Raw genomic sequence first — 21,314 nt, forward strand, 5'->3', positions numbered from 1 at the left:
TTTCGTTTCGTACGGAGCGATCGCTTGGGAGGGTCGTCATATCGTACCTATTTATTTGTCCACTGATAGAGCCATGTCTCACTTACAATGCGTTGCAACATAGAAAGTTTCACACGAAGTTCGACGGGTTCAGAGTCTTCACGTTCGATTTCGATCGACAGTCGCCATCCACCGCCCGGAAGCCGCGACAGGCTGGAATTGATCAGCCGAGCATTCTTGGGAATGTCGATCTGGGGATCGATTTCGGCATCCGCCGGCAGGTTATGAATCGCTCCGCCTTCGAAATTGATCGCGAAACGCCGGCTCTTGGGACTTTCGCTGGCCTGAGCGGCGTTGCCTCCGACCCCGACATAGGTTCCGGAAACACGCGCCAACAGGGTCGGCTTCTCGGTTCTAAGGCCCCAGTCCATCCGATAACGATATTCCAGCTTGCCGCCGGCCTTCGGTTTGTCGGCCGGCACCCAGAACGCGGCGATGTTGTCGTTGGCTTCTGAATCCGTCGGAATTTCGACCAACTCGATGGTCCCGTTGCCCCAGTCGCCCTGGGGCTCGATCATCAGCGAGGGGCGCAGATCGTAGCGCGCTTCGGTGTCCTGATAGTGGGTGAAGTCGCGATCGCGCTGCAAAAGGCCGAAAGCTTTCGGGCTGGTCTCTTGGAAATAGGACAATGCCAGCGTCTTCGGGTTTTTCAACGGCCTCCACATCTCCTCGCCGGAGGCGCGGATGATGAACAGTCCGTCGCTGTCATGCACCTCTGGGCGAAAGTCGTCGTGATCGCTGTGGTCGTTCTCGCCGAAGGTGTACATCGACGTTAGGGGCGCGATGCCGAGACGGCTGATCTCGGCCCGCGGGAACAGCCGGCAGGTCACGTCGATCGTCGTCGTGTGGCCGGGGGTGATGATGAACTCGTAGGCGCCTGTCAGACTCTGGCTGTCGAGTTCCGCCATCAGTCGGATCGAGGTATCAGCCGGTGTCGGCTGATCGACATAGAAGGCGTTGAAGCGCGGAAACTCTTCCGCTTCCGACGTCGCGGTATTGATCGCCAAGCCGCGGGCCGACAGCCCGTAGCGGGAGCCTGAGCCGAGCGCGCGGAAATAGCTGGCGCCGAGGAAGGTGACGAGCTCGTCGAAATAGTCCGGCCGCTGCAGCGGCGCGTGAATGCGGAATCCCGCAACGCCCGGCAGCTTCAGCGACTGGAATTTGCTCGGATCGAGTGGCGGCCGATACTCAAAATCGGCGGCGTCGAAGACGTGCTGCTGGAATACGCCATCGGTGCCGATGAAGATCGTCGTCGTGTCCTTGAACACCCAGCCCGGATAGAAGGCCTGGAGATGAAACTCCACCGGCTCCGTGCGCCACAACGCCTTTTCCGGGCGATAGCGAATTGCGCGGTGCTGATCGTAGTTCAAATTGGCGACGACGTCCGGCAGGGATGACTCCGGCGCCTTATAGTCTTCCTTCGCCTTGGCCTGCATCCGAGCAGACAGGGCATCAAAGGTGAAGGGCTGCTGCTTGGTGCCAACAGTCTGCGCGGCAGCAGTGTTGGCGTCGGCATTTTGCGGCTGCGCCGGCTGCTTTTGCTGTGCCGCGGCGCGGCCGGTCGACAGGATCGAGGCGGAAAATGCCGCGCTCGCCGCAGCGGCAAGGCCGAGCTTCAGGGTCGTACGTCGGGACTCGTTACACGTTGTTTTCACGGGAGACATCTGATCGGGCGGTCGTGGTTGGAAGGAACGGTATCCACAAATGAGACGTATGGATAGCCGTGTTGCGATGCAGCGAAAAAGATTCCGCTCGCCCAATACCGTCCCATCCCGTTGCAATGCGATATCGCAGATTGCTCATGAATGGAGGATGAACCGATAGCGGGAAATGGTCCGGTAGATTTCTCCTGGTCGAAGAATTGCCGAGGGAAAACTCGGGTGGTTGGGGGAGTCGGGCCAGACTTGCGGCTCGAGGGCAAGGCCCGCATGGGCTTGGATCGGACGACCCGCCGCGTCGCTCTGGGAGCCATCGAGTTTGGCGCCGTCATAGACCTGCAGGCCGGGTTCAGTGGTCGCCAACTCCAGCGCCCAGCCGCTTGCCGATGCTTCGAGCCATGCTGCAGGATGCGGGGCCCCGTGCCGCGTCGAGGCCAGGCAGAAATTATGATCGAGAACCGCAGGGCGGTCCGCAAGGGGGCGAAGCCCGCGAAAATCGAATGGCGTCTGTGCAACCGGTGCAAGGGTGCCGGTGGGGATCAGGCTGTCGTCGACGGGCAGATAATCGTCGGCGGCAACGCTTAAGCGATGGCCGAGCGCATCGCCCGCTCCGTCGAGATTGAAATACAAATGGGCGGTCAGATTGGCGAGGGTCGGCGCGTCGGTTATCGCCTCGTAGACGATCTCGAACTCTTCGCCGGAAAGGATCTTGAATCGCGCCGTGGCGTCGAGCGCGCCCGGATAGCCTTCCTCGCCCGCCGGAGAGTGCAAGGTGAGGACGACGTCGCGATCGGTCCGGGATGACAGCGACCAGACCCGATGCGAAAAGCCGCGGGGACCGCCATGCAGGTGGTTCAGACCGTCGTTGACCGGCAGGCTGTAGGTCTCGCCGTCCACGGTGAATCGGCCGCGTGCGATGCGATTGGCGAAGCGCCCGACACTGGCGCCGATATAACCGGTGTTGGACAGGCCGTAATCGTTGGCGGCGAGGCCGAGGATCATGGAATGCGACGCGCCGCGGGGCGAGAGTGTTTTCACCGACGCGCCCATCGCGGCAATTTCGACGGTCATCCCGTCGTGATCGATCGCAAAAATCGTGTCGTCGCCCAAGATCCGTTCCCTGGCGGGTGCCTGCGTCGCCGCGTTGATCGCGCGTCGAGGCTGAATTTTAAGGCGAGGTCGATGAATTCCGAGTCTTTTCCGCCGATTCTCTGCAATTCTTTTGAAGGCTCAGCGAAATCGATCGGGGATGTCGGGCGCTCGCGTTACGGCAATCAGGTGGTCGGGCACAGGCGAAGCGTCACGCAAACTTATCGCAAGCGGCGCAGGCGCTGGATCAGGATATCCTCGGCGCGATCGAGGGAGGTGTCGAGCAGGGCGATTTCCTCGCTGCTCAGGGCCGCGGTCAGATCCGCCTCCAGCTTGCTCCAGACTTCGCGGATCTTTTGCTGGGTTTCAAGGCCCTGTGGCGTCAGATGCACCATCGTGCGGCGTGCGTCGCGGGCATTGGACGACCGGGAGACGAGGCCGCGCTCGATCAGCCGGTCGAGCATCTTCGACACGGTCGAGGGGCGCACGGCCAACAGATCGGCCAAGGCCGAAACATTGACCGGATTTTCGATCTCCAGCCTGTCGATCAGCTGATCCTGACCGGGATGAAGATCGATCTCGGCGAGGAGGATCGTCAGGAACGCCCGCGTCGACTTCGCGATGGAGAGCAGCGAGGGGACGATCACGGGAGGGGATTTGGAGAGCATTCTTTCATTGTCCACGACCATATGGGTGAAAGCGGAGTCTGGCTTATGGAGCGATCGAGCGGTTCTCATCATTTAAATGCTTTACTAAACGCGCCGGACAGACCGATTGTCGGCGTCTGATTCTTGGAAAAATTCCAATTTTCTCTGGCATTCATGCTGTCGAGGTGGGTGGCAATCCCCATTCGGACGGTGCGACGAATCGCCCAGCACTTCGATTGTCATCACAGTAATCCTTTTCGGTCTGCACCTAAAAATAGTTAATATTTATATATGCTCGTATAAAATGCAGGAGGCAAGAAATTGACGGATGTCAGAGTGATCTGCGCCATCGGCCGTAGCGGCCAACTCGGTCTTCAGGGCGGGATGCCCTGGGAGGGGCGCCAGGAACGGGCGTTCATCGAGGACGTCGAGCGATTTTTCGAGATCACCCGCGGCCATGTGCTGATCGCCGGACCGAAGACCGTCGCGTCGTTTCCCGACTTTGCCCATGACGAACGCACCATTGTCACCATTCGGTCGAAGGAGCGCCCTGAAGACGTGCTGTCGCGGTTTCCCGGCCGCGTCGTCTATATCGGCGGCGGCCCGGCGGTCTGGGATGTCTATGCCCGCTATGTCCGGCATTGGGACATCAATACGCTGCCTTATGACGGGGAGGCCGACACCTGGTTCAACCCGGCCTGGCTGCTCGCCGGCGGGGCCGTGACCCGGCGCTGAAGCGAAGGCGTCTCAGACAGCCGAAGCGTGCGCGGGAAGCGCCGCGCCGCGCCGCAGCCCGGCAGATGCACGCCGTCGAGGGCAACGGTGGACGCGACGAGGCGGAAGCTGGTGGTGACGAAAAGCGACCGTCCGGCGATTGTCTCCATGCGTCGATTGCGTGCTTTGCGATCTTGAGCCTGGGACGGCCCGCCTGATCGAGGATCGAGCGGCGGGTGATGTCGGCATGGACGCGATCTGTCCGGATCGCATCAGCCGCGGCGGTCATGAAAATCTTTCGCCAGGGCCAGAAAGTTGGCGATCATCCGGTCACCAGCCTCGGTCAGGATCGACTCGGGGTGGAACTGGACCCCGAAGGTCGGGTGATGGCGGTGGGAGAGCGCCATGATCTCCCCCTCCGGCGAGCGGGCATCGACCGACAGGGTGTCTCGCATCGTGGCGGTTTCCTCGACGATGAGCGAGTGATAGCGCCCGACCATCGTGTGGTTCGAAATGTCTTCGAACAACAGTTTGCCGGCGTGGTGGAGCGGCGAGGCGCGGCCATGCATCGGCCGGATCGCGCGGGTGACATGGCCGCCGAACACCGCGCCGATCACCTGATGGCCGAGGCAGACGCCGAGGATTGGAACTTGACCGGATAGGGCTTTGACGAGGGCGATCGAGATCCCCGCATCGATCGGAGCGCAGGGGCCCGGGGAGATGACGATCGCATCGGGCGGCTCCGCGGCGATGGTGGCGACCGTGACTGCGTCGTTTCGGATGACGGTTGTTTCGGCGCCGAGCCGGACGAAATAGCGGGCAACGTTGAAGACGAAGCTGTCATAGTTGTCGATGACGCAAACCTTCACGGGCGGTCTCTCCCGTCATCGGCGCCGAAGGCCGCGAAGACGCGCGTGGCCTTGGTGAAGGTCTCCTCGTATTCGGCGGTCGGATCGGACAGCACGGTGATGCCGCCACCGGCCGAAAGCCGCGCTTGGCCGTCCTCAAAGACGACGGTGCGGATCGCGATGTTGAGATCCATCGCGCCATCGAAGCCGACATAGCCGAGCGAGCCGCAATAGGGACCGCGCGCGGTGTTTTCGATTTCGGTGATGATGTCCATCGCCCGGATTTTGGGCGCGCCGGTGATCGAGCCGCCGGGAAAGGCGGCGGCAATCAAATCGGTCGCGTCGTGGCCGGCGGCGAGCTGGCCGGTGACGACCGAGGTGAGATGGTGGACCGCCGCATAGGATTCGAGACCGCACAGCACCGGCACGTCGACGCTCTCGGCCTCGCACACCCGGGCGATGTCGTTGCGCAGGAGGTCGACGATCATCACATTCTCGGCCCGATCCTTCTTTGAGGCGAGAAGCTCGGCGGCAAGCCGGGCGTCCTCGGCCGCGTCGGCTGATCGCTTGGCGGTGCCCTTGATCGGCCGGGCCTCGACGCGCCGATCGGCAAGGCGGAGAAAGCGCTCGGGCGAGGACGAGGCGATCTGCAGGTCGCCGAAGTCGAAAAATGCGCCGAAGGGGGCCGCATTGGTCTGCCGCAGACGCAGATAGAGCGCGAAAGGGTCGAAAGCCTTGGGGAGCGCCGAGCGAAACGTCTGGGCGATGTTGGCCTGAAAGATGTCGCCGTCGAGAATGTATTCGCGCACCCGTTCGATCCCAGCGCAATAGGCCGGCGCGAAAAAGTTCGAGTGCCAGTCGAACCGGCGGGCGAGCGGTTCGGCCGGCGCAGATGTGCCGGCTGGCGCCGCCAAGGCTGCGGCGAAGTCGCCGAGGCGCGCCTCGGCCCGTTTGCCGCGCGCCATCTCGCTCGTCTCTGGATGGCCGGTCGAAATCAGGATCGCGCGAGCCTCGGCCAGGTCGAAGGCAAGAATCGTGTCGTAGAGGCCAAGGCGGATCGTTGGCTTGGTCGGATCGAGATCGGCCGGTTTGGCGAGGACTTCGAGATGATGGGCAAAATCATAACTGATCATTCCCATCGCGCCGCCCTGAAACGGTGGTAGCTCAGGCGCGGTCGGCGTGCGATAGCGGGCAAGCAACGCCTTCAGTGCCGCCAGCGGCGGTTCGGAAAGGCGCTGACCGTCGAGCTTGGCGCTCTCGGCGTCGACGGTGAAGACGGCGAAGGGCGCCACGCCGATATAGGCGTAACGGCCAAGGGTCGGATGCGCCATGGCGCTATCCAGAAAGGCGAGTTGGCCGAGCGGTCGCAGCCGTTCGGCGGCGACTTCAGGAGGCAGGAATGGAATCTCGCGGGTCCGCATGGGGTTGAATTGCACAGGATTTTTCGCAGGCGTCAAACTTGGCCGCGGCGCGATCTTGTGTCGCCCCGCGATGGCAGGGGCAATGCCAGTTCGCGCCACCGGGCGTCCTGGCCGCAACACATCTGGCTGCAACACATCTGATTGATCGCATTTGGCTTTGGTCGGCACTGATGCAGATGGTTCACGCAGGGACTGTGCCTTGATCCGGGAGCGGCCGATGCGTTTGATGTTTCTTGCCCCTTGTATTCTCAGTCTGGCGGGGTTCGCCGCCTGTACCGGGCCGGCGCCCTATCCCAATGGCTCTCCATTTCAGGGTGGGACGATTTCGCCCAATCGCTATACGCCGGGTAGCCCGCGTTTTTGCCGGGAATATGCGCGACAGACAGCCGCCAATTCCTACGAGAACCGTGTCGATCGCGGCGAGGATGGCTTTGGGGCGCGGGTTTTGAAGCAGCAGTTTTCCGCGCGTGCCGGTGACCGGGCTTATCGCCGCTGCATGGCGGGGCGCCGCTGAGGCGGAACGTCGATCGCGAACGACCGCTGCGGCCATGCGCGAGGCGGGCGGTGTGCTCAACTGGCCCTGACCGGGGTTGGACAGAGGGCCATATCAGGCCGTATGAGGCTCGCCAGTGCAGTGCCGCGATGCCTGGCGGCAGCGGCCTCGACCCCTCGCGCCGACATGCTGCCGCCAAGCATCGTTATCTGCAAGTTGGCAGAGCTACGGAGCCTTAAGCGTGAACGCAGAGCAGTCGCATCGCCTGGTCGCGATCGGGGAATGCATGGTCGAACTCGCCAATGCCGGCGAGGGTCTTTATCGTCAGGGTTTTGCCGGCGACACCTTTAACACACTGTGGCACTTTGCTCGCCATGCGCCCGCCGGCTGGCAGGCCGCCTATCTGACGGGGCTCGGGACGGACCGGATCTCCGAAGAGATGATGGCGTTCTTCAAACAGGCGGGGATTGGCACCGATACGGTGCGCCGTATCCCGGGCGCGGCGCCGGGGCTTTATATGATCCACCTGAAAGACGGTGAGCGCTCCTTCTCCTATTGGCGGGACATGGCGGCCGCCAAGCAGCTCGCCGCCGACGAGGCGCACCTCGCCGAAACCTTCGCAATCGGCGATGCGTTCTATTTCTCCGGCATCACCTTGGCGATTCTTTCACCGGCCGATCGCGTCCGCCTGCTTTCTCATCTCGCAAGGGCCAGGGCCAAGGGGCAGATGGTCGCCTTCGATCCGAATGTCCGCCCGCGTCTGTGGCCGGATCTCGACACGGCCAAAGCCGCCGTCGAGGCGGCGGCGCAAGTCTCGACGCTCTGCCTGCCGAGCTTTGAAGACGAGCAGAACACCTTTGGCGACGAGAGCCGTGCGGCAACGGCCGAGCGCTATCGCCGCCTCGGCGTCGATGAGGTGGTGGTCAAGGACGGCGGTGGCGCGGCCCTCGTCGTCTCCGCCGATGGGGAAGACGACGTCCCGTCGATCGCCCCGCAAGCGTTGGTCGACACCACCGGCGCCGGCGACAGCTTCAACGCCGCCTATCTCGCCGCCCGCCTCGGCGGCGCCAGCCCGGCCGAAGCAACGCGCGCCGGCCATCGTCTGGCCTGCCACGTCGTCAGCGGTCATGGCGCGCTGGTGGCGTGAGGCTATCGCTCAGCAGCCGCCCACCGCAGCGCATCGATGAAATGCCGAAAGCTTTGCGAGCAGTTTCGGTGTTCATAAAGATGGGGTCCGATGGATTGTGCCGCGGCGATCTTGCCGCGGTGCCCGACCCATTTGTCGAATTCTTGCTTGGCGTTGGTCAAGCGATCGGGCTCGGCATATTTCCGTTTGGCGCTGTATCTCGAGGCCTGCGTCTCGTCGAGAAGCCCAGATTCTGAAAGCGCCATTGGGTCGCCGAGATACCAGGACTCCAACTCCTGCATGACAATCCGAATTTTTGTGCGGTCGTGAAGATCGGCGTCGATCCGATCGAAAAGTCTCCGCTTCAGGGCGTGGCAGTCGCCGCCGTCATTGTCGCGCGTGACCACGAACCGCGCATCGGCCGGATTGCGCCATGCCTTGATTTTGCGCGCGAAGCTCCGCTCCAGATCAGCTTTGCCCTCATAGGCCACGAAGATCAGGTGTTCGGACAATCCCAGTCGATGGGCGACCGCTACGGCAAGATAGAAGGCGGATTGTTCTTCGAGAAAAACAATTCCGCGTGTCATTTGCCGAACACCTGGCTCAGCAGGTTTTGTCGCCACAGCTCACCAGGCTTGTCTCCAGCGTCGACAAGAGACTTGAGATTCTCGTCGTCAAACGCCCGGTGCACCTGCGTGAAGCCTCCGGCTTTTTGAAGCACGTAGATGCTTTTCAAGTCGACGGCGTTGAGGAAGTCAGGCGAGTGGGTCGACACGAAAACCTGTCCGCCCCGTTTCGAATAGCCTTCGAACTCCTCGGACAGCTCCTGTAGCAGTTCCGGATAAAGCTGGTTTTCAGGCTCTTCGACGCAGAGTAGCGGATGCGGTGAGGGGTCGTACAGGAGCACGAGATAGGCAAACATCTTGATCGTGCCATCGGACACGAACCGGGCGACGAAGGGGTCGGTGAACGAGCCGTCCTGAAAGCGAAGAACCACGCGGCCGTCATCCATCTGCCGCGATTCGACCTGCTCGATGCCTGGAACGCGATCGCGCATGATGCCGAGAATGCGGTCAAGGATCGGCTTGTTCTGCTCAAACAGATATTGCGTCACCAGCGCCAGGTTGTCGCCTTCGGCCGAGAGGTGCTCCGCATAGCCGGCGTCGCGGGTTGCCCGCGCGGCTTGCACATGAAAGTCGGACACATGCCAATTTTCGATCAGGCTACGAAAGGTGCTTGCTGCCTCGAAGCGTTGAAACTGGCCGAGACCTTTGATGGCAAGGATGTCGGGTGAGTCGAGTTTCTGTTCCTCGCGTCGCTCGGCTTGCTCCGAACCGATTTCCACCTCGTTTGTGATAGCAGAGCCTGCGCCGTTCTCGAAGTGAATGAACTCGAACGGCTTGCCGCCACCATAACGGGTATATTTTAGAATTTCCTTTGCAACGACCGGGACGCCATTTTCCTCGCCGATGGCGACCGAGTAGGTGACGGTCCGATCGCCGATGCCCTCGAGCGGCATGCGCAGCGTCAATTCGATCAGAATTTCTTCGTTGCGACGGCCTCGGCTGACTACCTCGCGAAAGCCGCCCCGCTTTTGCAAAGCGGGGCGGACGTTCTCTTTGAGACAGTCACGTAAAAAGCCGAAGACATCGAACAATGTCGATTTTCCGACGCCGTTTTTGCCGACGAAGACCGCATAAGGCTCGACGTCCTTGAGGGTGACGTCTTGGAAAGCCTTGAAGTTTTTGAGCCTTATGCGGACGATACGCATCCCTACACCACGGCTTCGCGTTTGCCGAATTCGCGGATGTCGACAAAGCGGCCGGCGATGGCCGCGGCGGCCGCCATGGCGGGGGAGACGAGGTGGGTGCGGCCCTTGGAGCCCTGCCGGCCCTCGAAGTTGCGGTTCGAGGTCGAGGCGCAGCGCTCATAGGGGGCGAGCCGGTCTTCGTTCATGCCGAGGCACATCGAGCAGCCGGCCTCACGCCAGTCGAAACCGGCGGCCTTGAAGATTTGATCGAGACCTTCGGCCTCGGCCTGAAGCTTCACCAGGCCCGAACCTGGCACCACCATTGCCGACACGCCCTCAGCGACCTTTTGGCCCTCGATGATCTTGGCCGCGGCCCGCAGATCCTCGATCCGGCCGTTGGTGCAGGAGCCGAGGAAGACGCGGTCGATGCTGATGTCGGTCATCTTGGTGCCCGGCGTCAGACCCATATAATCCAACGCCCGCTGCTTCGACTTGCGGGTGTTCTCGTCAGCGATGTCGGTCGGATCGGGCACCACGCCGTCGATCGAGACGACATCCTCGGGCGAGGAGCCCCAGGTGACGATCGGCGGCAGGTTGCGGGCGTCGAGCTTGACCACCTTGTCGTAATGGGCGCCGGGATCGGAGGCGAGCGTTTTCCAATAGGCGACGGCGCGTTCGAACTCTTCGCCCTTCGGCGCGCGGGGCTTGTCCTCGATATAGGCGAAGGTGGTTTCGTCCGGGGCGATCAGGCCGGCGCGGGCGCCGCCCTCGATCGACATGTTGCAGATGGTCATGCGGCCTTCCATCGACAGCTGGCGGATGGCTTCGCCAGCATATTCGATGACATAGCCGGTGCCACCGGCCGTGCCGATCTCGCCGATGATGGCGAGGATGATGTCCTTGGCGGTCACGCCCTCGGGAATCGGCCCGTCCACCTCGACCAGCATGTTCTTGCCCTTCGACTGGATCAGCGTCTGGGTGGCGAGCACATGCTCGACCTCCGACGTGCCGATGCCGTGGGCAAGGGCGCCGAACGCCCCATGGGTGGAGGTGTGGCTGTCGCCGCAGACGATCGTCATGCCGGGCAGGGTAAAGCCCTGTTCCGGACCGATGATGTGCACAATGCCCTGGCGATTGTCGGCAGCGTCGAAATATTCGATGCCGAAATCGGCGGCGTTCTTGGCGAGCGCCTCGACCTGGATGCGGCTTTCCTCGTTTTTGATGCCGTTCACCCGGTCGGCCGAGGTCGGGACGTTGTGGTCGACGACGGCCAGCGTGCGCTTGGGCTGATGCACCCTGCGGCCGGCGATCCGCAGGCCTTCGAAAGCCTGCGGGCTGGTCACCTCATGGACGAGATGGCGGTCGATATAGATCAGCGACGAGCCGCCCTCCTGGGTCTCGATCAGATGGGCGTCCCAGATCTTGTCGTACAGGGTGCGTGGTGCTTGGCTTGCGTTGCTCATGAAGCCTTCTTTCGAAACGGCCGCTCGTTTGCGTGAACGAGTGCCTCTCGCAGACGATAATGGGAAGCGTAATATTCCGGCGTGGCGGACGCGCGGCCATTTTGCAGCGCGGGTCTATCGACCCCCGGCGACCGTGATGCGGTAGAAGAAGCGACCGGGCAGACGCGCGTGGTCGGAGAGCTTGGCAAAGCTCTCGCTGGTCGGCAGCCTGAGGCGCAAGCGGGCGCGCCGCCAAATTTTAAAAGACCCGGTCATCGCGGACGAAAATAGCAACTCGCCTCCGCCGTGACAATCGAAGCATTCCAGATGGCCCATGCGGTTCGATGCGGCGCCATCCTGCGGGCTGTCGGGCCCGAGAAAAGCCGGTCATTCGACGACGCGCGGTTCGATCGAACGTGTGTTTGCGATACAAATCGCGAGCGTGTGTCCTATATCGAGAGAAATCCAACCAACCCTCCAGTGAGCCCTGCCCGGACAGATGAAACGTGCCCCCGCGATCGATCCGAAGACCCATGCGCTGTTTCTCGACTTCGACGGCACGTTGGTCGAACTCGTCGACGATCCCAGCGCCGTGGCGTTGGCCGCCGACCGGATCGAGCGGCTGCGTGAGATCAAGGAACGGCTCTCCGGAGCCCTGGCAATTGTCAGCGGTCGCAGGATCGCCGACCTCGACCGGTTCCTGGCGCCGTTGGACTTTGCCGCGGCTGGCGTGCACGGCCTGGAGCGCCGTCGCCGCCCTGGCGGCGCGATCGAATCGCTCATGACGTCCGAGGCGCTCGACCCGGTGCGGAACGCCTTGGCACCGACCCTGGAAGAGAACCGGCGCCTGGCGCTGGAAGACAAGGGCACGGCCCTGGTGCTGCACTATCGCACCGCGCCGGACCTTTCCGAGGTTGCCAAACGCGTGATGTCTGATGCAGCCAAGGGGCGCGACGATCTCGTCGTCATGGCGGGCGACAACATTGTCGAGGTGCATCCGTCGGGCATGGATAAGGGCCGGGCGCTTGAAGATTTCATGGCCGAACCGCCCTTTGCGGGCCGCATTCCGGTCTATCTCGGCGACGACACCACCGACGAGTTCGCCTTGCGAAAGGTGAGCGAGAGCGGCGGCATCGCGATCAAAGTCGGCGTTAAGGAAAGCATTGCACCGTATCGGCTCGCCGACGTGGCAGATGTCCATCACTGGCTCGACGTCTGCGGGATATAACAAAAAGGGTCGGCTGGTCCGAGGCGGCCGACAGGACGGGCAGAAAGGGAGATTATGGCTGAGGGGCATCGCCGGCTGGTGGCCGTGTCGAATCGCGTCGGTCCGCTGAACGACGAAGGCAAGGCGGGCGGTTTGGCCGTCGGCTTGTCTGATGCGCTGAAACGGCGGGGCGGCTTGTGGTTCGGCTGGAGCGGCAACACCTCGTCCAAAGGCACGTTCAGTGAAGCGACGACGGAGGTTGAGGGCAACGTCGCCATGGCGACGATCGATATGAGCGAGGAGGAGCTACAGGGCTTCTACTACGGCTATGCCAACCGCTCGCTCTGGCCACTCTTGCACTACCGGCTCGATCTCGCCGAATTCGATCGTCAGTCGGACCGGATCTACCGCTCGGTCAATCAGCGGTTCGCGGCGCGGCTGGCGCCGATGCTGGATGACAGCGACCTCGTCTGGATGCACGACTACCACTTTTTCTACATGGGCTCGGAGCTGCGCCAATGCGGCTTCAAGGGCAAGATCGGCTTCTTCCTGCACATTCCGTTCTGCTCGCCGGAAATCTTCACCGCGCTGCCCTCAAGCCACGACATCGTGCGGGCGATGCTCGCTTACGACGTCATCGGCTTCCAGACCGATACCGACCGGCGCAACTTCGCCAATTTCTGCGTCCGCGAGCTGAATGGTCAGAAGCTGCCCGGTCATCGTCTGCAGGTCGGCGATCGCATCATCGTCGCCGACACCTTTCCGATCGGCATCGACGCGCCGGGTTACGCCCGCTTCGCCGTCTCGCCCGAGGCCGGCGAGCATGAGGAGATGGTGCGCGAGATCGCCGGCGATCGGCTGCAGATCATTGGCGTCGACCGCATGGATTATTCCAAAGGGTTGGTGGAGCGGTTTCGCGGCTTCGAGCGGTTACTCGAGGAATATCCGGAAAATCGTGGCACTGTGCAGTTTCTTCAGGTCGCGCCGCTGTCGCGGTCGGAACTCGGCGCCTATGTCGAGCTGAGGCGGGAGCTGGAGGAACTGGCCGGGCATATCAACGGCCGCTTCGCTACCCTCGACTGGACGCCGCTGCAGATCATGACCCGGGGTTTCACCCGCCGGGCTTTGGCGGGGATCTATCGCGCCGCACGGGCCTGCCTGGTGACACCGCTGCGCGACGGCATGAATCTCGTGGCTAAGGAATACATCGCGGCGCAGGATTCGGACGATCCGGGCGTGCTCATTCTTTCCCGCTTTGCCGGGGCCAAAGCCGAGCTGCCGGATGCGCTGATCGTCAATCCCTATTCGACCGACGATGTCGCGCGCGCCATCCAGCGGGCTCTGACCATGCCGCTCGATGAGCGCCGCCGGCGCTGGGAGACGATGCGCGACGCGGTCTTCCACGGCACGGCCGCCCATTGGTGCGACAGCTTCCTCGACCGGCTGGAGCGCTCGGGTCGCGACGAGGACGGGCCGGCTGGCGAGGCGCTGGCGGAAGCCCACCCCTCTTGAATTCGACCTGGCAACATCGCTCCAAGGGCGCCGTTCTCAAGCCATTTTCGCCGGCGTGCGATCGCGCTGTCTGATCGCCACGACGAGTGCCGTAAGGCCGAGGGCGAGAACGCCGGCCGAGGCGGCGAGCGGTCGCGTGTAGTCGGCTGCGGCGCCGACCATGTGGCCGGCCGCGATCGGCCCGAGCATCTGGCCGAGGCCGAAGCCTGCGGTCAGGACGGCAAAGCCCCGGCCGGCGAGGCCATGGCGCCCGAGCGGCATGGTCAGCATGGTGATGGCGATGAAGGTGCCGCCGAACAGGACGGCGCCGGCGAGCGCGGCGACTGGCGACGTGCTGACCACCGGCAGCATCACCCCGACGATCTGCGCGCCATAGGCGGTGGTGAGCGCGGCGGCAAAGCCGATCCGCTCGGCAGCTTTCGACCAGACGAGGCAGCTCGGCAGGATGGCAAGGCCAGTGACGATCCAGACCCAGTCGCCGAGCCCCTCGACGCCGGAGCGGGCCTTGATAAGCGCGACGATGAAGGTCGCAAAGACCGAATAGCCAAGTCCTTGGCAGGTGTAGCTGGCGAAGAGCGGCCAAAAGGCGAGGGGGCGCGGGATGCGCCGCCGCGGATCGGCGGGACGCCGCGACGTCGGCAACGGGCGCTCGCGCACGAAGACAAGGGCGAGCGGCATCAGGATCGCGGTGAGGATGCCGACCAGCACCCAGAGCGCGGAGGAATTCATCGTCCCGATCAGGGCGTGAACGATAAGGCCGGAAAAGGCGATTCCGGCGCCGACACCGCCGAACACCCAGGCAAGCCGGCTTTCCTCGCCGATTCGGGCGAGTTGCTCGGCGACGATGCCAGCCGCGGCGATCATCGCAAAGGCGCTGGCCATGCCGGAGAGAAGGCGCAGGATCAGCCAGAGCGTCAGATCCGAGGTCAGGCCCATGGCGATGGTGGTGACGACGCTGGCCAAAAGCCCGCCCCGGAAGGCCAGCCGCCGGGCAAGGCCTCGCGAAGTCAGCGCGGCGAGCATCGAGCCGGTGAAATAACCGGCGAAATTGGCGCCGGCGATCAGCCCGGCAATGTCCGGGGTAAAGCCGTACTGGTGCTGCATCAGCGGCAGGAGCGGCGTGTAGAGAAACCGGCCGACACCCATGACGATGGCGAGGGTCAGGCAGCCTCCGAAGAGAAGCTTGGCGATGGGGGGCATGAACCGGATGTGCTTTCGCGCAGTGGCGGTGATCGCGGGATGGCCGCGAATCGATCGTCTACTCTGTGTCGCATGTCGCGCTACGTCATGCCAGGATCAACAGCTCACGCAATGAATGAACGCAGCGGCACTGCCAAACGCAAAACGCGCTTGGTCTGGGCCTCAACACGATGAGGAACCATGCGACTCGACGACCTCGACATGACGGCTCGGATCGACGACCACGCCTATGACCGCGCCATGGCGAAGCTTTTGACGCGCTTCGAGGCGATCCATCAAGCCTATCTGCATCACGGTTCGCAAGGCGTCGTGGTATTCGAGGGCTGGGACGCGGCCGGCAAGGGCGGCGCCATCCGGCGGATGTCCTCGGTGATGGATCCGCGTGGCCTCAAAGTCTGGCCGATCGGCGCGCCAAGCGAGGCGGACAGATCGCGGCACTATCTCGCGCGGTTTTTCGAGCGGCTGCCGCAGGACAAGGAGATCGCAGTATTCGACCGCTCCTGGTATGGTCGGGTGCTGGTCGAGCGGGTCGAAGGGTTCACCGAGGAGAAGGACTGGCGCCGGGCCTATGGCGAGATCGACGCGTTCGAGAAGATGCTGGCCGATGCCGGCACCCGGATCGCCAAGGTGTTTCTCTATATCGATCCGGACGAGCAGCTGAAGCGCTTCGAGAAGCGGCTGGCCGATCCGCTGAAGCGCTGGAAGCTGACCTATGAGGATTTCCGCAACCGGGAAAAATGGGATCAGTATGTCGCGGCCGTGAACGACATGCTGGCGCGGACCGACACGGCACATGCGCCCTGGCACGTGGTGCCGGCCAATCAGAAGAAATACGCTCGGGTCAGCGCGCTCAGCCATGTCGCGGATCGGCTGTCGGAAGGGATCGACCTCACGCCGCCACCGCCGGAGCCGGGGCTCGAAGAGCGCTTCCGGGAGGAGATGGCAAAGGGCTGATCAGGCCGCGGCGAGCGGCAGGCGGATCACCTGCTCAAGCCCGCCCTCGGGGCGGTTGGTGATCGCGATCGTGCCGCCGGTCTGGGTGACGATTTCCTTGGCGATCGCCATGCCGAGCCCGGCGCCGGGCTTCAGCTTCCGCCGGCCGGGATCGACACGGAAAAACGGCTCGAAGGCCCGCTCGATCAGCGCTTCGGGAATGCCGGGTCCGTTGTCGGTGATGATCAGCTCGGCGCTGTCCATCACGCGGGCCAGCGTCACCCGGGCGCCGCCGCCATGGACGGCGGCGTTTTCGACGAGATTGCGCAGCGCCCGTTTCAATGCGAGGGGCCGGGCCAAGACGCTGACCGCCGGAAACGCGGCGGCGGACACCCCGACCGGATGGCCGATCTCACCCAGTTCCTCGACGATTTCCGTCATCAAGAGATCCAGCCGCGTGGCCTCCTGGCTGCTCGGCTCGACCTCTTCACGCACCAGGCGGATCGCGCTGTCGGCGATCCGATCCAGTTCGTCGAGATCCTTCAGCCAGGTCTCGCGCTCGTCGTCGGGCAGAAATTCGGCGCGAAGCCGCATGCGGGTCATCGGCGTGCGCAGGTCGTGGCCGGCAGCGGCGACGAGGCGCATCCGGCTTTCGATGGCGGTTCGCACGCGTGCGGTCAGCCGATTGAGCGCCGACGCCGTGACCCGAACCTCCGCGGGGCCGTCCTCGGGAATATGGGCGGGCAGCCCATCCGGGCCGACAGTCGAGACCGCCTCGTTGAGGATGACCAGCGGGCGGGTCATCTTGGTCGCAGCAAAGATCGACACGGCAGCGGCGCCGAGGGCGAGGACTGCAAGATACGTGACAAAGCCGGGGAGATTGCGCGGCGGAAATCCCGGATAGGGCAGATAGGCCCAGCGGCCGGGGCGGATCTCAAAAGCGAGCTGGCGGGTGCGGGAATTTGGATCGCCGACGATCCTGACATCCTGATCAATCCCTCGCGCAGCCAGCGCATCGCGGATCCCCCGGCTGTCGTGCACGAAGATTCCCGGCTCGCGCTCAGGTGTCCCGGCGATCTTGATGTTGTAACGCTCCGCCGCCGCCGGGTCGAACTTCAGAACGGCGGTGACGATCCGGACCTCCTCGGCGAAGGTCATGCGAAAGCTGTCACGATCGGGGGTGTCGAGAACGGTGATCGAGACCAGCGCCGCGACGGCGACCACCCCGAGCACCGAGACGAGGAGCAACAGCGCCAGGCGAAACCGGAGCGATCTCACGCGCTGGCCTCGCCCTGGCGTTCGACGCGGGCGGCGAACTGATAACCGCCATTGCGCACTGTCTTGAACAGCCGGAACACGCCATTGTCGTTGAGTTTGCGACGCAAGCGGCTCATCGTCACATCGATCGAGCGATCATAGGGATCGGCGGTTCGTCCGTGCAGAAGGTCCATCAGGACGTCGCGCGAGAGGACGCGGCCCGGACGCTCCAGAAAGATCATCAGCAGGTCGAACTCACCGCCGGTCAGCACCACCTCCTGCCCCGCGGGATCGGTCAGATTGCGCCGTTCCGGAACCGCGACGAAGCCTTCGAAGGCAAAGATCATCGCCTCGCTGTCGTCGCGGACCGGGCTGGCATTGCCTCGCCGTAGCACCGCGCGGATGCGCGCGGCGAGTTCGCGCGGATTGAACGGCTTGCCAAGATAATCGTCCGCACCGAGTTCGAGACCGATGATCCGATCGACGTCCTCCTTCAGAGCGGTCAGAAGGATCACCGCGACGTCGGGGCGCTCGTCCTTGATCTCACGGCAGATATCGAGGCCCGAGCCGTCCGGCAACATGACGTCGAGCACGACGAGATCGACGCGGAAGTCGGCGAGGCGTTGCTGGCACTGTCGCCGATTGGCGGCGAGCTGGCAGCGAAAGCCCTGGCCGTCGAGATATTTGCCGAGCAGCCGGCAGATTTCGGGATCGTCGTCGACGACAAGAATGTTCGGTGTGGTCATCGCAGCTCGTTCCAGATGCGTGTTCGATCTCGCATGACATGCAGTTCAAGGTTGGATTTGCGCCGTCTCGCCGGTTTGCGCGAGAGCGAAATTGTAACGGCGTATTGCCACTCCCTGTCTCGTTACAGGCCGTAACAAATCGGCGGCTTCTTGGCGACGTTCGGCAATCTTTGGCCGCATGTTGGCAACACGCGTCTCCTATCTCTCCACCATCACTCGAACGAGAGGAGATCGGTGATGAAACCGAACCGAGATTTCGACGGAAACGCCAAGAAGCAGGGCCGCTGTGGCCGCAACGCCAAGATGACGACCGGCGCGCTGCTGGCCGCCGCACTGCTCGGCACCAGCGCCTTCGCTCAGGCGCCTGCCCAGGCGCCGAAGGGCCCGCAGGCCGACAGCCATCGGGGCCCGATGCGCATGGCCGAACGTTTCGACCGCGACGGCCGGGACGGCTGGGGCGGTCCGCGCGATCATCGCGGCCCCCATCATCGCGGTCCTCGTCATGGTGGACCGCGCGGGATGATGTCGCCGGCCAAGCTCGCCGTCGCGTTGTCGGCGCTGGAGACCGGCATCGGCATCCAGCCGGACCAGATGGCACCCTGGCGCAAGTTCACCGGCTCGCTTTTGGCCTTCGCCGAAGCGATGCAGCCGCCGCGCGGCCCGCATGGCAAGGGGCCGGGGCCGAAAGGGCCTGGCGCTCAGGGTGAGCTGCCGGCCGCCGCTCCCGACCAGGGGGACCAGGCCGGGCCGGCGGGCCAGCCGGGCGCGGCGGATGAAAGCGCCGCTGAGGCAGGGCAGAAGGGGCTGTTTGCCTTCAAGATGCTCGACCACTTCGCCGACCGCGCAATCAACGCCGGGGAAAAGGCCAAGGCGCTGAAAGCCTCGCTCGCCGATCTCGAAACAACGCTGACGCCTGAGCAGATTCAGACCGCTCGCGGTCTCGTCCGCTCGATGATGGGCGACATGCGCCATGATGCGCGTCGGGATGATCGCGGCCCGCGCTGGGGCCATGGCCCGCATCGGCCGGGACCGCGTGGTGACATGCGCATGGGTCCGCGCGGAGATGGCCCGCAGCACCACGCGCCGGACGCCGACCCGATGGACGCGCCGCAGCAGGGCTGACCCGCCGCGTCGCCGTCACAAAAGTCGCGGCGGAGTCACTGCCCCTGACATCGCCGTGAAGCTCCGGGATCGACGACCGCCGTTGTTGGCCTCAGAGCTTGAGCCGCCGAGACACACCCGTCTCGGCGGCTTTTCAGGTTTTCAGGGATCTCTCAGGCATTTTCGAAGCGATGGACCGAGTGGACGCGGAAGGGGGCCCCTCGCTCGGCTTCGGTGAAGATCGCCAGCTGATCAATCATCAGCGGCTCACCATCGAACGGTTTGAACGTCGCTTTGAGATCCGGCCGCAAGCGCTTCGCTTCGCTGTCTGAAAGGCCGTTCGATAAGGTCATGTGAAAGCGGAACTCGTCGAAGACGTAAGGGTAGCCCCATTCCGTCAGATAATCGCCCTGACGCTGGCTGAGGGTCTCCGGCCGGCGCTTGGCGATCTCCTCGTCGTTGAGCGGCGCGCGGAAGGGATTGAACGCCCGAACGGCCGCGCCCGCCATCGTTTGCAGCGGGGCTGACGGCTCCGCCGGAACGAGGGCGACGAATTTGCCGAGCTGGGCGGGTACCGAGGCGATGATCGAAAACGGCGCCTGCGCCGCGCAGAACTCCGCCAGCCGGGCGTCGACCGTCTCGAGTTCGACGCCGCCCGCAAGTCGGAACGGCGCGACGATGGTCGCGTGGAAGCCATAGCGGGCCGGCGAGGTCACGAGCGGGTCGCGGGTCTTGTCCGGCGCGCGGGTCGGCTCGCCGTCAAACGGATTGCGGCCGAGCCAATGGGCGGCCGTCTTGGCCAGAACAGATCCGGCCGGCGGAGTGAAATAGATCGCCGCGCGCATGTCGTTCGTCCTTCAGGCTGTGGTGCCGGTTCATGGCCGGCACGGGCGGTTGTTAGCCGCCCGGTTGCTTGGAAATGCGTCGCGCTGTTGTCGGATCGCAGCACGGATCGTATTCATCGGACTTCGAGGCGGAACTTTGGGCCGGCCATAGTAACGCCCTCATGTCGGTCTGCAGGCATCACCGTCCAGAGGATTTCCGACTTTGGCCACTCGCCAAACCATTCGCCCATGACGATCATGTGACATCGCCGGCACAGGCGACGCGCGAAGTTTTCGGCGCCAGCAACGTCGTTTGACAGGCCCTTGCGCGGTTGCGCATAGCTCGATTCATGCAACCGATCGAAAACGCGACCTCCGTCATGCGGCACTGGTTTCGAGAGCTGCGGTTCGCCCGCCTGCCGCAGCTCGTCATGATGGCGATGGTGGCGCTCGCCCTCTCCGCCTGTCAGACGGCCGAGCTGTCGCCGAGCGGCCTCGGCCTCACCGCGTTGCCAAGCGACAGCACGGCCGAGATCCGCGGCCATTCGATGCTGGTGATGGACTATCAGAGCGGCCGCATTCTTGACGCGGAAAACCCGGACGCGCTGCGCTACCCCGCCTCGCTGACCAAGATGATGACGCTGTATCTGCTGTTTTCGGCGGTGGAGGCGGGCAAGCTGTCTCCGGACAGTGAGTTGACGGTCAGCGCCACGGCGGCGGCCGAGCCGCCGTCGAAACTCGGCTTTACCCCCGGCGAGACGATCTCGGTGCGCGACGCCGCCCAGGCGGTGGCGACGAAATCGGCCAATGACGTCGCGGTCGTGATCGCCGAAAATCTCGGTGGCACCGAGGAGAATTTCGCCGCGATCATGACGGCGACGGCCCGCAAGCTCGGCATGACCCGCACCCGCTTCGTCAACGCCACCGGCCTGCCGGATCCGCGTCAGATCTCCACCGCTCGCGATCTTGCGACGCTGGCCCGGGCGTTGATGCTGCGGTTTCCACGCAACATGCCGATTTTCCAGGTGCAGCAGTTCGCCTTCAAGGGAAAGATCTTCCACGCGACAAACAAGCTGCTCGGCAAGGTGCCGGGCGTCGACGGGCTGAAGACCGGCTATATCCGCGATTCCGGTTTCCACCTCGTCGCCACCGCGATGCGTGGCGGCCGGCGGATCATCGTCGTCGTCATGGGCGGGCGCACTGGCGCCGAGCGCAATGCCGAAGTCACGGCATTGATCGACAAATATCTCTGATATCTCGCACGGGGAGGGAGGTTCTGTGCCGCCCCGCTCGGATGGCGAGCGTGT

At 63.8% G+C, this 21,314-nt stretch carries 20 protein-coding genes; 8 read left to right on the plus strand and 12 right to left on the minus strand.

All coding sequences use genetic code 11. From position 1 onward, the window contains the following. Positions 1–47 precede the first annotated feature (47 nt). From J1C48_RS04215 to J1C48_RS04225, 3 genes are all read right to left on the minus strand, one after another. Positions 48–1,694 carry an OpgD/OpgG family glucan biosynthesis protein gene (locus tag J1C48_RS04215; protein WP_231081566.1) on the minus strand — a complete coding sequence of 549 codons (1,647 nt, stop codon included), beginning with the start codon at positions 1,692–1,694 and terminating at the stop codon, positions 48–50. Positions 1,695–1,838: 144 nt separating this feature from the next. Next, positions 1,839–2,807 (minus strand): aldose epimerase family protein, encoded by a 969-nt coding sequence (locus J1C48_RS04220; protein ID WP_207256464.1) that lies wholly within the window; start codon positions 2,805–2,807, stop codon positions 1,839–1,841. 200 nt (positions 2,808–3,007) lie between these two features. Continuing rightward, positions 3,008–3,454 carry a MarR family winged helix-turn-helix transcriptional regulator gene (locus tag J1C48_RS04225; protein WP_231081567.1) on the minus strand — a complete coding sequence of 149 codons (447 nt, stop codon included), beginning with the start codon at positions 3,452–3,454 and terminating at the stop codon, positions 3,008–3,010. Between the two features lie 300 nt (positions 3,455–3,754). Here J1C48_RS04225 and J1C48_RS04230 point away from each other — a divergent pair, with 300 nt between their 5' ends. Then, complete coding sequence (locus J1C48_RS04230) at positions 3,755–4,168, plus strand: dihydrofolate reductase (protein ID WP_207256465.1); 414 nt, start codon at positions 3,755–3,757, stop codon at positions 4,166–4,168. A gap of 251 nt (positions 4,169–4,419) precedes the next feature. Here J1C48_RS04230 and J1C48_RS04235 read toward each other — a convergent pair whose 3' ends face one another. After that, on the minus strand, positions 4,420–5,016 hold the full coding sequence (locus tag J1C48_RS04235; RefSeq protein WP_207256466.1) for a glutamine amidotransferase-related protein: 597 nt from the start codon (positions 5,014–5,016) through the stop codon (positions 4,420–4,422). Next, positions 5,013–6,416 (minus strand): aminodeoxychorismate synthase component I, encoded by a 1,404-nt coding sequence (gene pabB / locus J1C48_RS04240; protein WP_207256634.1) that lies wholly within the window; start codon positions 6,414–6,416, stop codon positions 5,013–5,015. Before pabB ends, J1C48_RS04235 begins: the two co-directional genes overlap by 4 nt. 217 nt (positions 6,417–6,633) lie before the next feature. On the opposite strand from pabB, the gene J1C48_RS04245 reads away from it, so the two are divergent. Further along, entirely contained in the window at positions 6,634–6,930 is a 297-nt protein-coding gene (locus tag J1C48_RS04245; protein ID WP_207256467.1) for a hypothetical protein, read from the plus strand. A gap of 220 nt (positions 6,931–7,150) precedes the next feature. Next, on the plus strand, positions 7,151–8,056 hold the full coding sequence (locus J1C48_RS04250) for a sugar kinase (RefSeq protein ID WP_343217680.1): 906 nt from the start codon (positions 7,151–7,153) through the stop codon (positions 8,054–8,056). 2 nt (positions 8,057–8,058) lie between these two features. Here J1C48_RS04250 and J1C48_RS04255 read toward each other — a convergent pair whose 3' ends face one another. From J1C48_RS04255 to leuC, 3 genes are read right to left on the minus strand one after another with little or no spacing between them, the layout of a single operon-like run. Then, the gene (locus J1C48_RS04255) at positions 8,059–8,622 is read right to left on the minus strand and encodes a DUF4276 family protein (protein ID WP_207256468.1); all 564 of its coding nucleotides are present in this window, start codon (positions 8,620–8,622) and stop codon (positions 8,059–8,061) included. Continuing rightward, complete coding sequence (locus J1C48_RS04260; protein WP_207256469.1) at positions 8,619–9,806, minus strand: AAA family ATPase; 1,188 nt, start codon at positions 9,804–9,806, stop codon at positions 8,619–8,621. The genes J1C48_RS04255 and J1C48_RS04260 overlap by 4 nt, the downstream gene beginning before the upstream one ends. 2 nt (positions 9,807–9,808) lie before the next feature. After that, the gene (gene leuC, locus J1C48_RS04265; RefSeq protein ID WP_207256470.1) at positions 9,809–11,248 is read right to left on the minus strand and encodes a 3-isopropylmalate dehydratase large subunit; all 1,440 of its coding nucleotides are present in this window, start codon (positions 11,246–11,248) and stop codon (positions 9,809–9,811) included. Between the two features lie 478 nt (positions 11,249–11,726). On the opposite strand from leuC, the gene otsB reads away from it, so the two are divergent. Together otsB and J1C48_RS04275 are read left to right on the plus strand one after the other, a co-directional pair. Continuing rightward, positions 11,727–12,455, plus strand: a complete 729-nt coding sequence (gene otsB / locus J1C48_RS04270; protein ID WP_207256471.1) for a trehalose-phosphatase — start codon at positions 11,727–11,729, stop codon at positions 12,453–12,455. A gap of 54 nt (positions 12,456–12,509) precedes the next feature. Further along, positions 12,510–13,946, plus strand: a complete 1,437-nt coding sequence (locus J1C48_RS04275; RefSeq protein WP_207256472.1) for an alpha,alpha-trehalose-phosphate synthase (UDP-forming) — start codon at positions 12,510–12,512, stop codon at positions 13,944–13,946. A 36-nt stretch (positions 13,947–13,982) separates the two neighbouring features. On the opposite strand, the gene J1C48_RS04280 is transcribed toward J1C48_RS04275, so the two are convergent. Next, positions 13,983–15,146 (minus strand): YbfB/YjiJ family MFS transporter, encoded by a 1,164-nt coding sequence (locus J1C48_RS04280; protein WP_207256473.1) that lies wholly within the window; start codon positions 15,144–15,146, stop codon positions 13,983–13,985. A gap of 180 nt (positions 15,147–15,326) precedes the next feature. Here J1C48_RS04280 and J1C48_RS04285 point away from each other — a divergent pair, with 180 nt between their 5' ends. Next, positions 15,327–16,100: a polyphosphate kinase 2 family protein gene (locus J1C48_RS04285; protein ID WP_207256474.1), complete on the plus strand. Its 774-nt coding sequence runs from the start codon at positions 15,327–15,329 to the stop codon at positions 16,098–16,100. Here J1C48_RS04285 and J1C48_RS04290 read toward each other — a convergent pair whose 3' ends face one another. Continuing rightward, on the minus strand, positions 16,101–17,357 hold the full coding sequence (locus J1C48_RS04290; RefSeq protein WP_207256475.1) for an ATP-binding protein: 1,257 nt from the start codon (positions 17,355–17,357) through the stop codon (positions 16,101–16,103). Next, positions 17,354–18,082 carry a response regulator gene (locus tag J1C48_RS04295; protein ID WP_207256476.1) on the minus strand — a complete coding sequence of 243 codons (729 nt, stop codon included), beginning with the start codon at positions 18,080–18,082 and terminating at the stop codon, positions 17,354–17,356. Before J1C48_RS04295 ends, J1C48_RS04290 begins: the two co-directional genes overlap by 4 nt. Positions 18,083–18,319: 237 nt before the next feature. On the opposite strand from J1C48_RS04295, the gene J1C48_RS04300 reads away from it, so the two are divergent. After that, entirely contained in the window at positions 18,320–19,204 is an 885-nt protein-coding gene (locus J1C48_RS04300) for a hypothetical protein (RefSeq protein ID WP_207256477.1), read from the plus strand. A 152-nt stretch (positions 19,205–19,356) separates the two neighbouring features. Here J1C48_RS04300 and J1C48_RS04305 read toward each other — a convergent pair whose 3' ends face one another. Further along, complete coding sequence (locus J1C48_RS04305) at positions 19,357–20,028, minus strand: DUF1045 domain-containing protein (protein ID WP_207256478.1); 672 nt, start codon at positions 20,026–20,028, stop codon at positions 19,357–19,359. 329 nt (positions 20,029–20,357) lie between these two features. On the opposite strand from J1C48_RS04305, the gene J1C48_RS04310 reads away from it, so the two are divergent. Continuing rightward, positions 20,358–21,260, plus strand: coding sequence for a D-alanyl-D-alanine carboxypeptidase family protein (locus J1C48_RS04310; protein ID WP_231081569.1), 903 nt, complete (start codon positions 20,358–20,360; stop codon positions 21,258–21,260). Positions 21,261–21,314 lie beyond the last annotated feature (54 nt).

Source organism: Jiella flava, assembly GCF_017349315.1.
Taxonomy (GTDB): Bacteria; Pseudomonadota; Alphaproteobacteria; order Rhizobiales; family Rhizobiaceae; genus Jiella; species Jiella flava.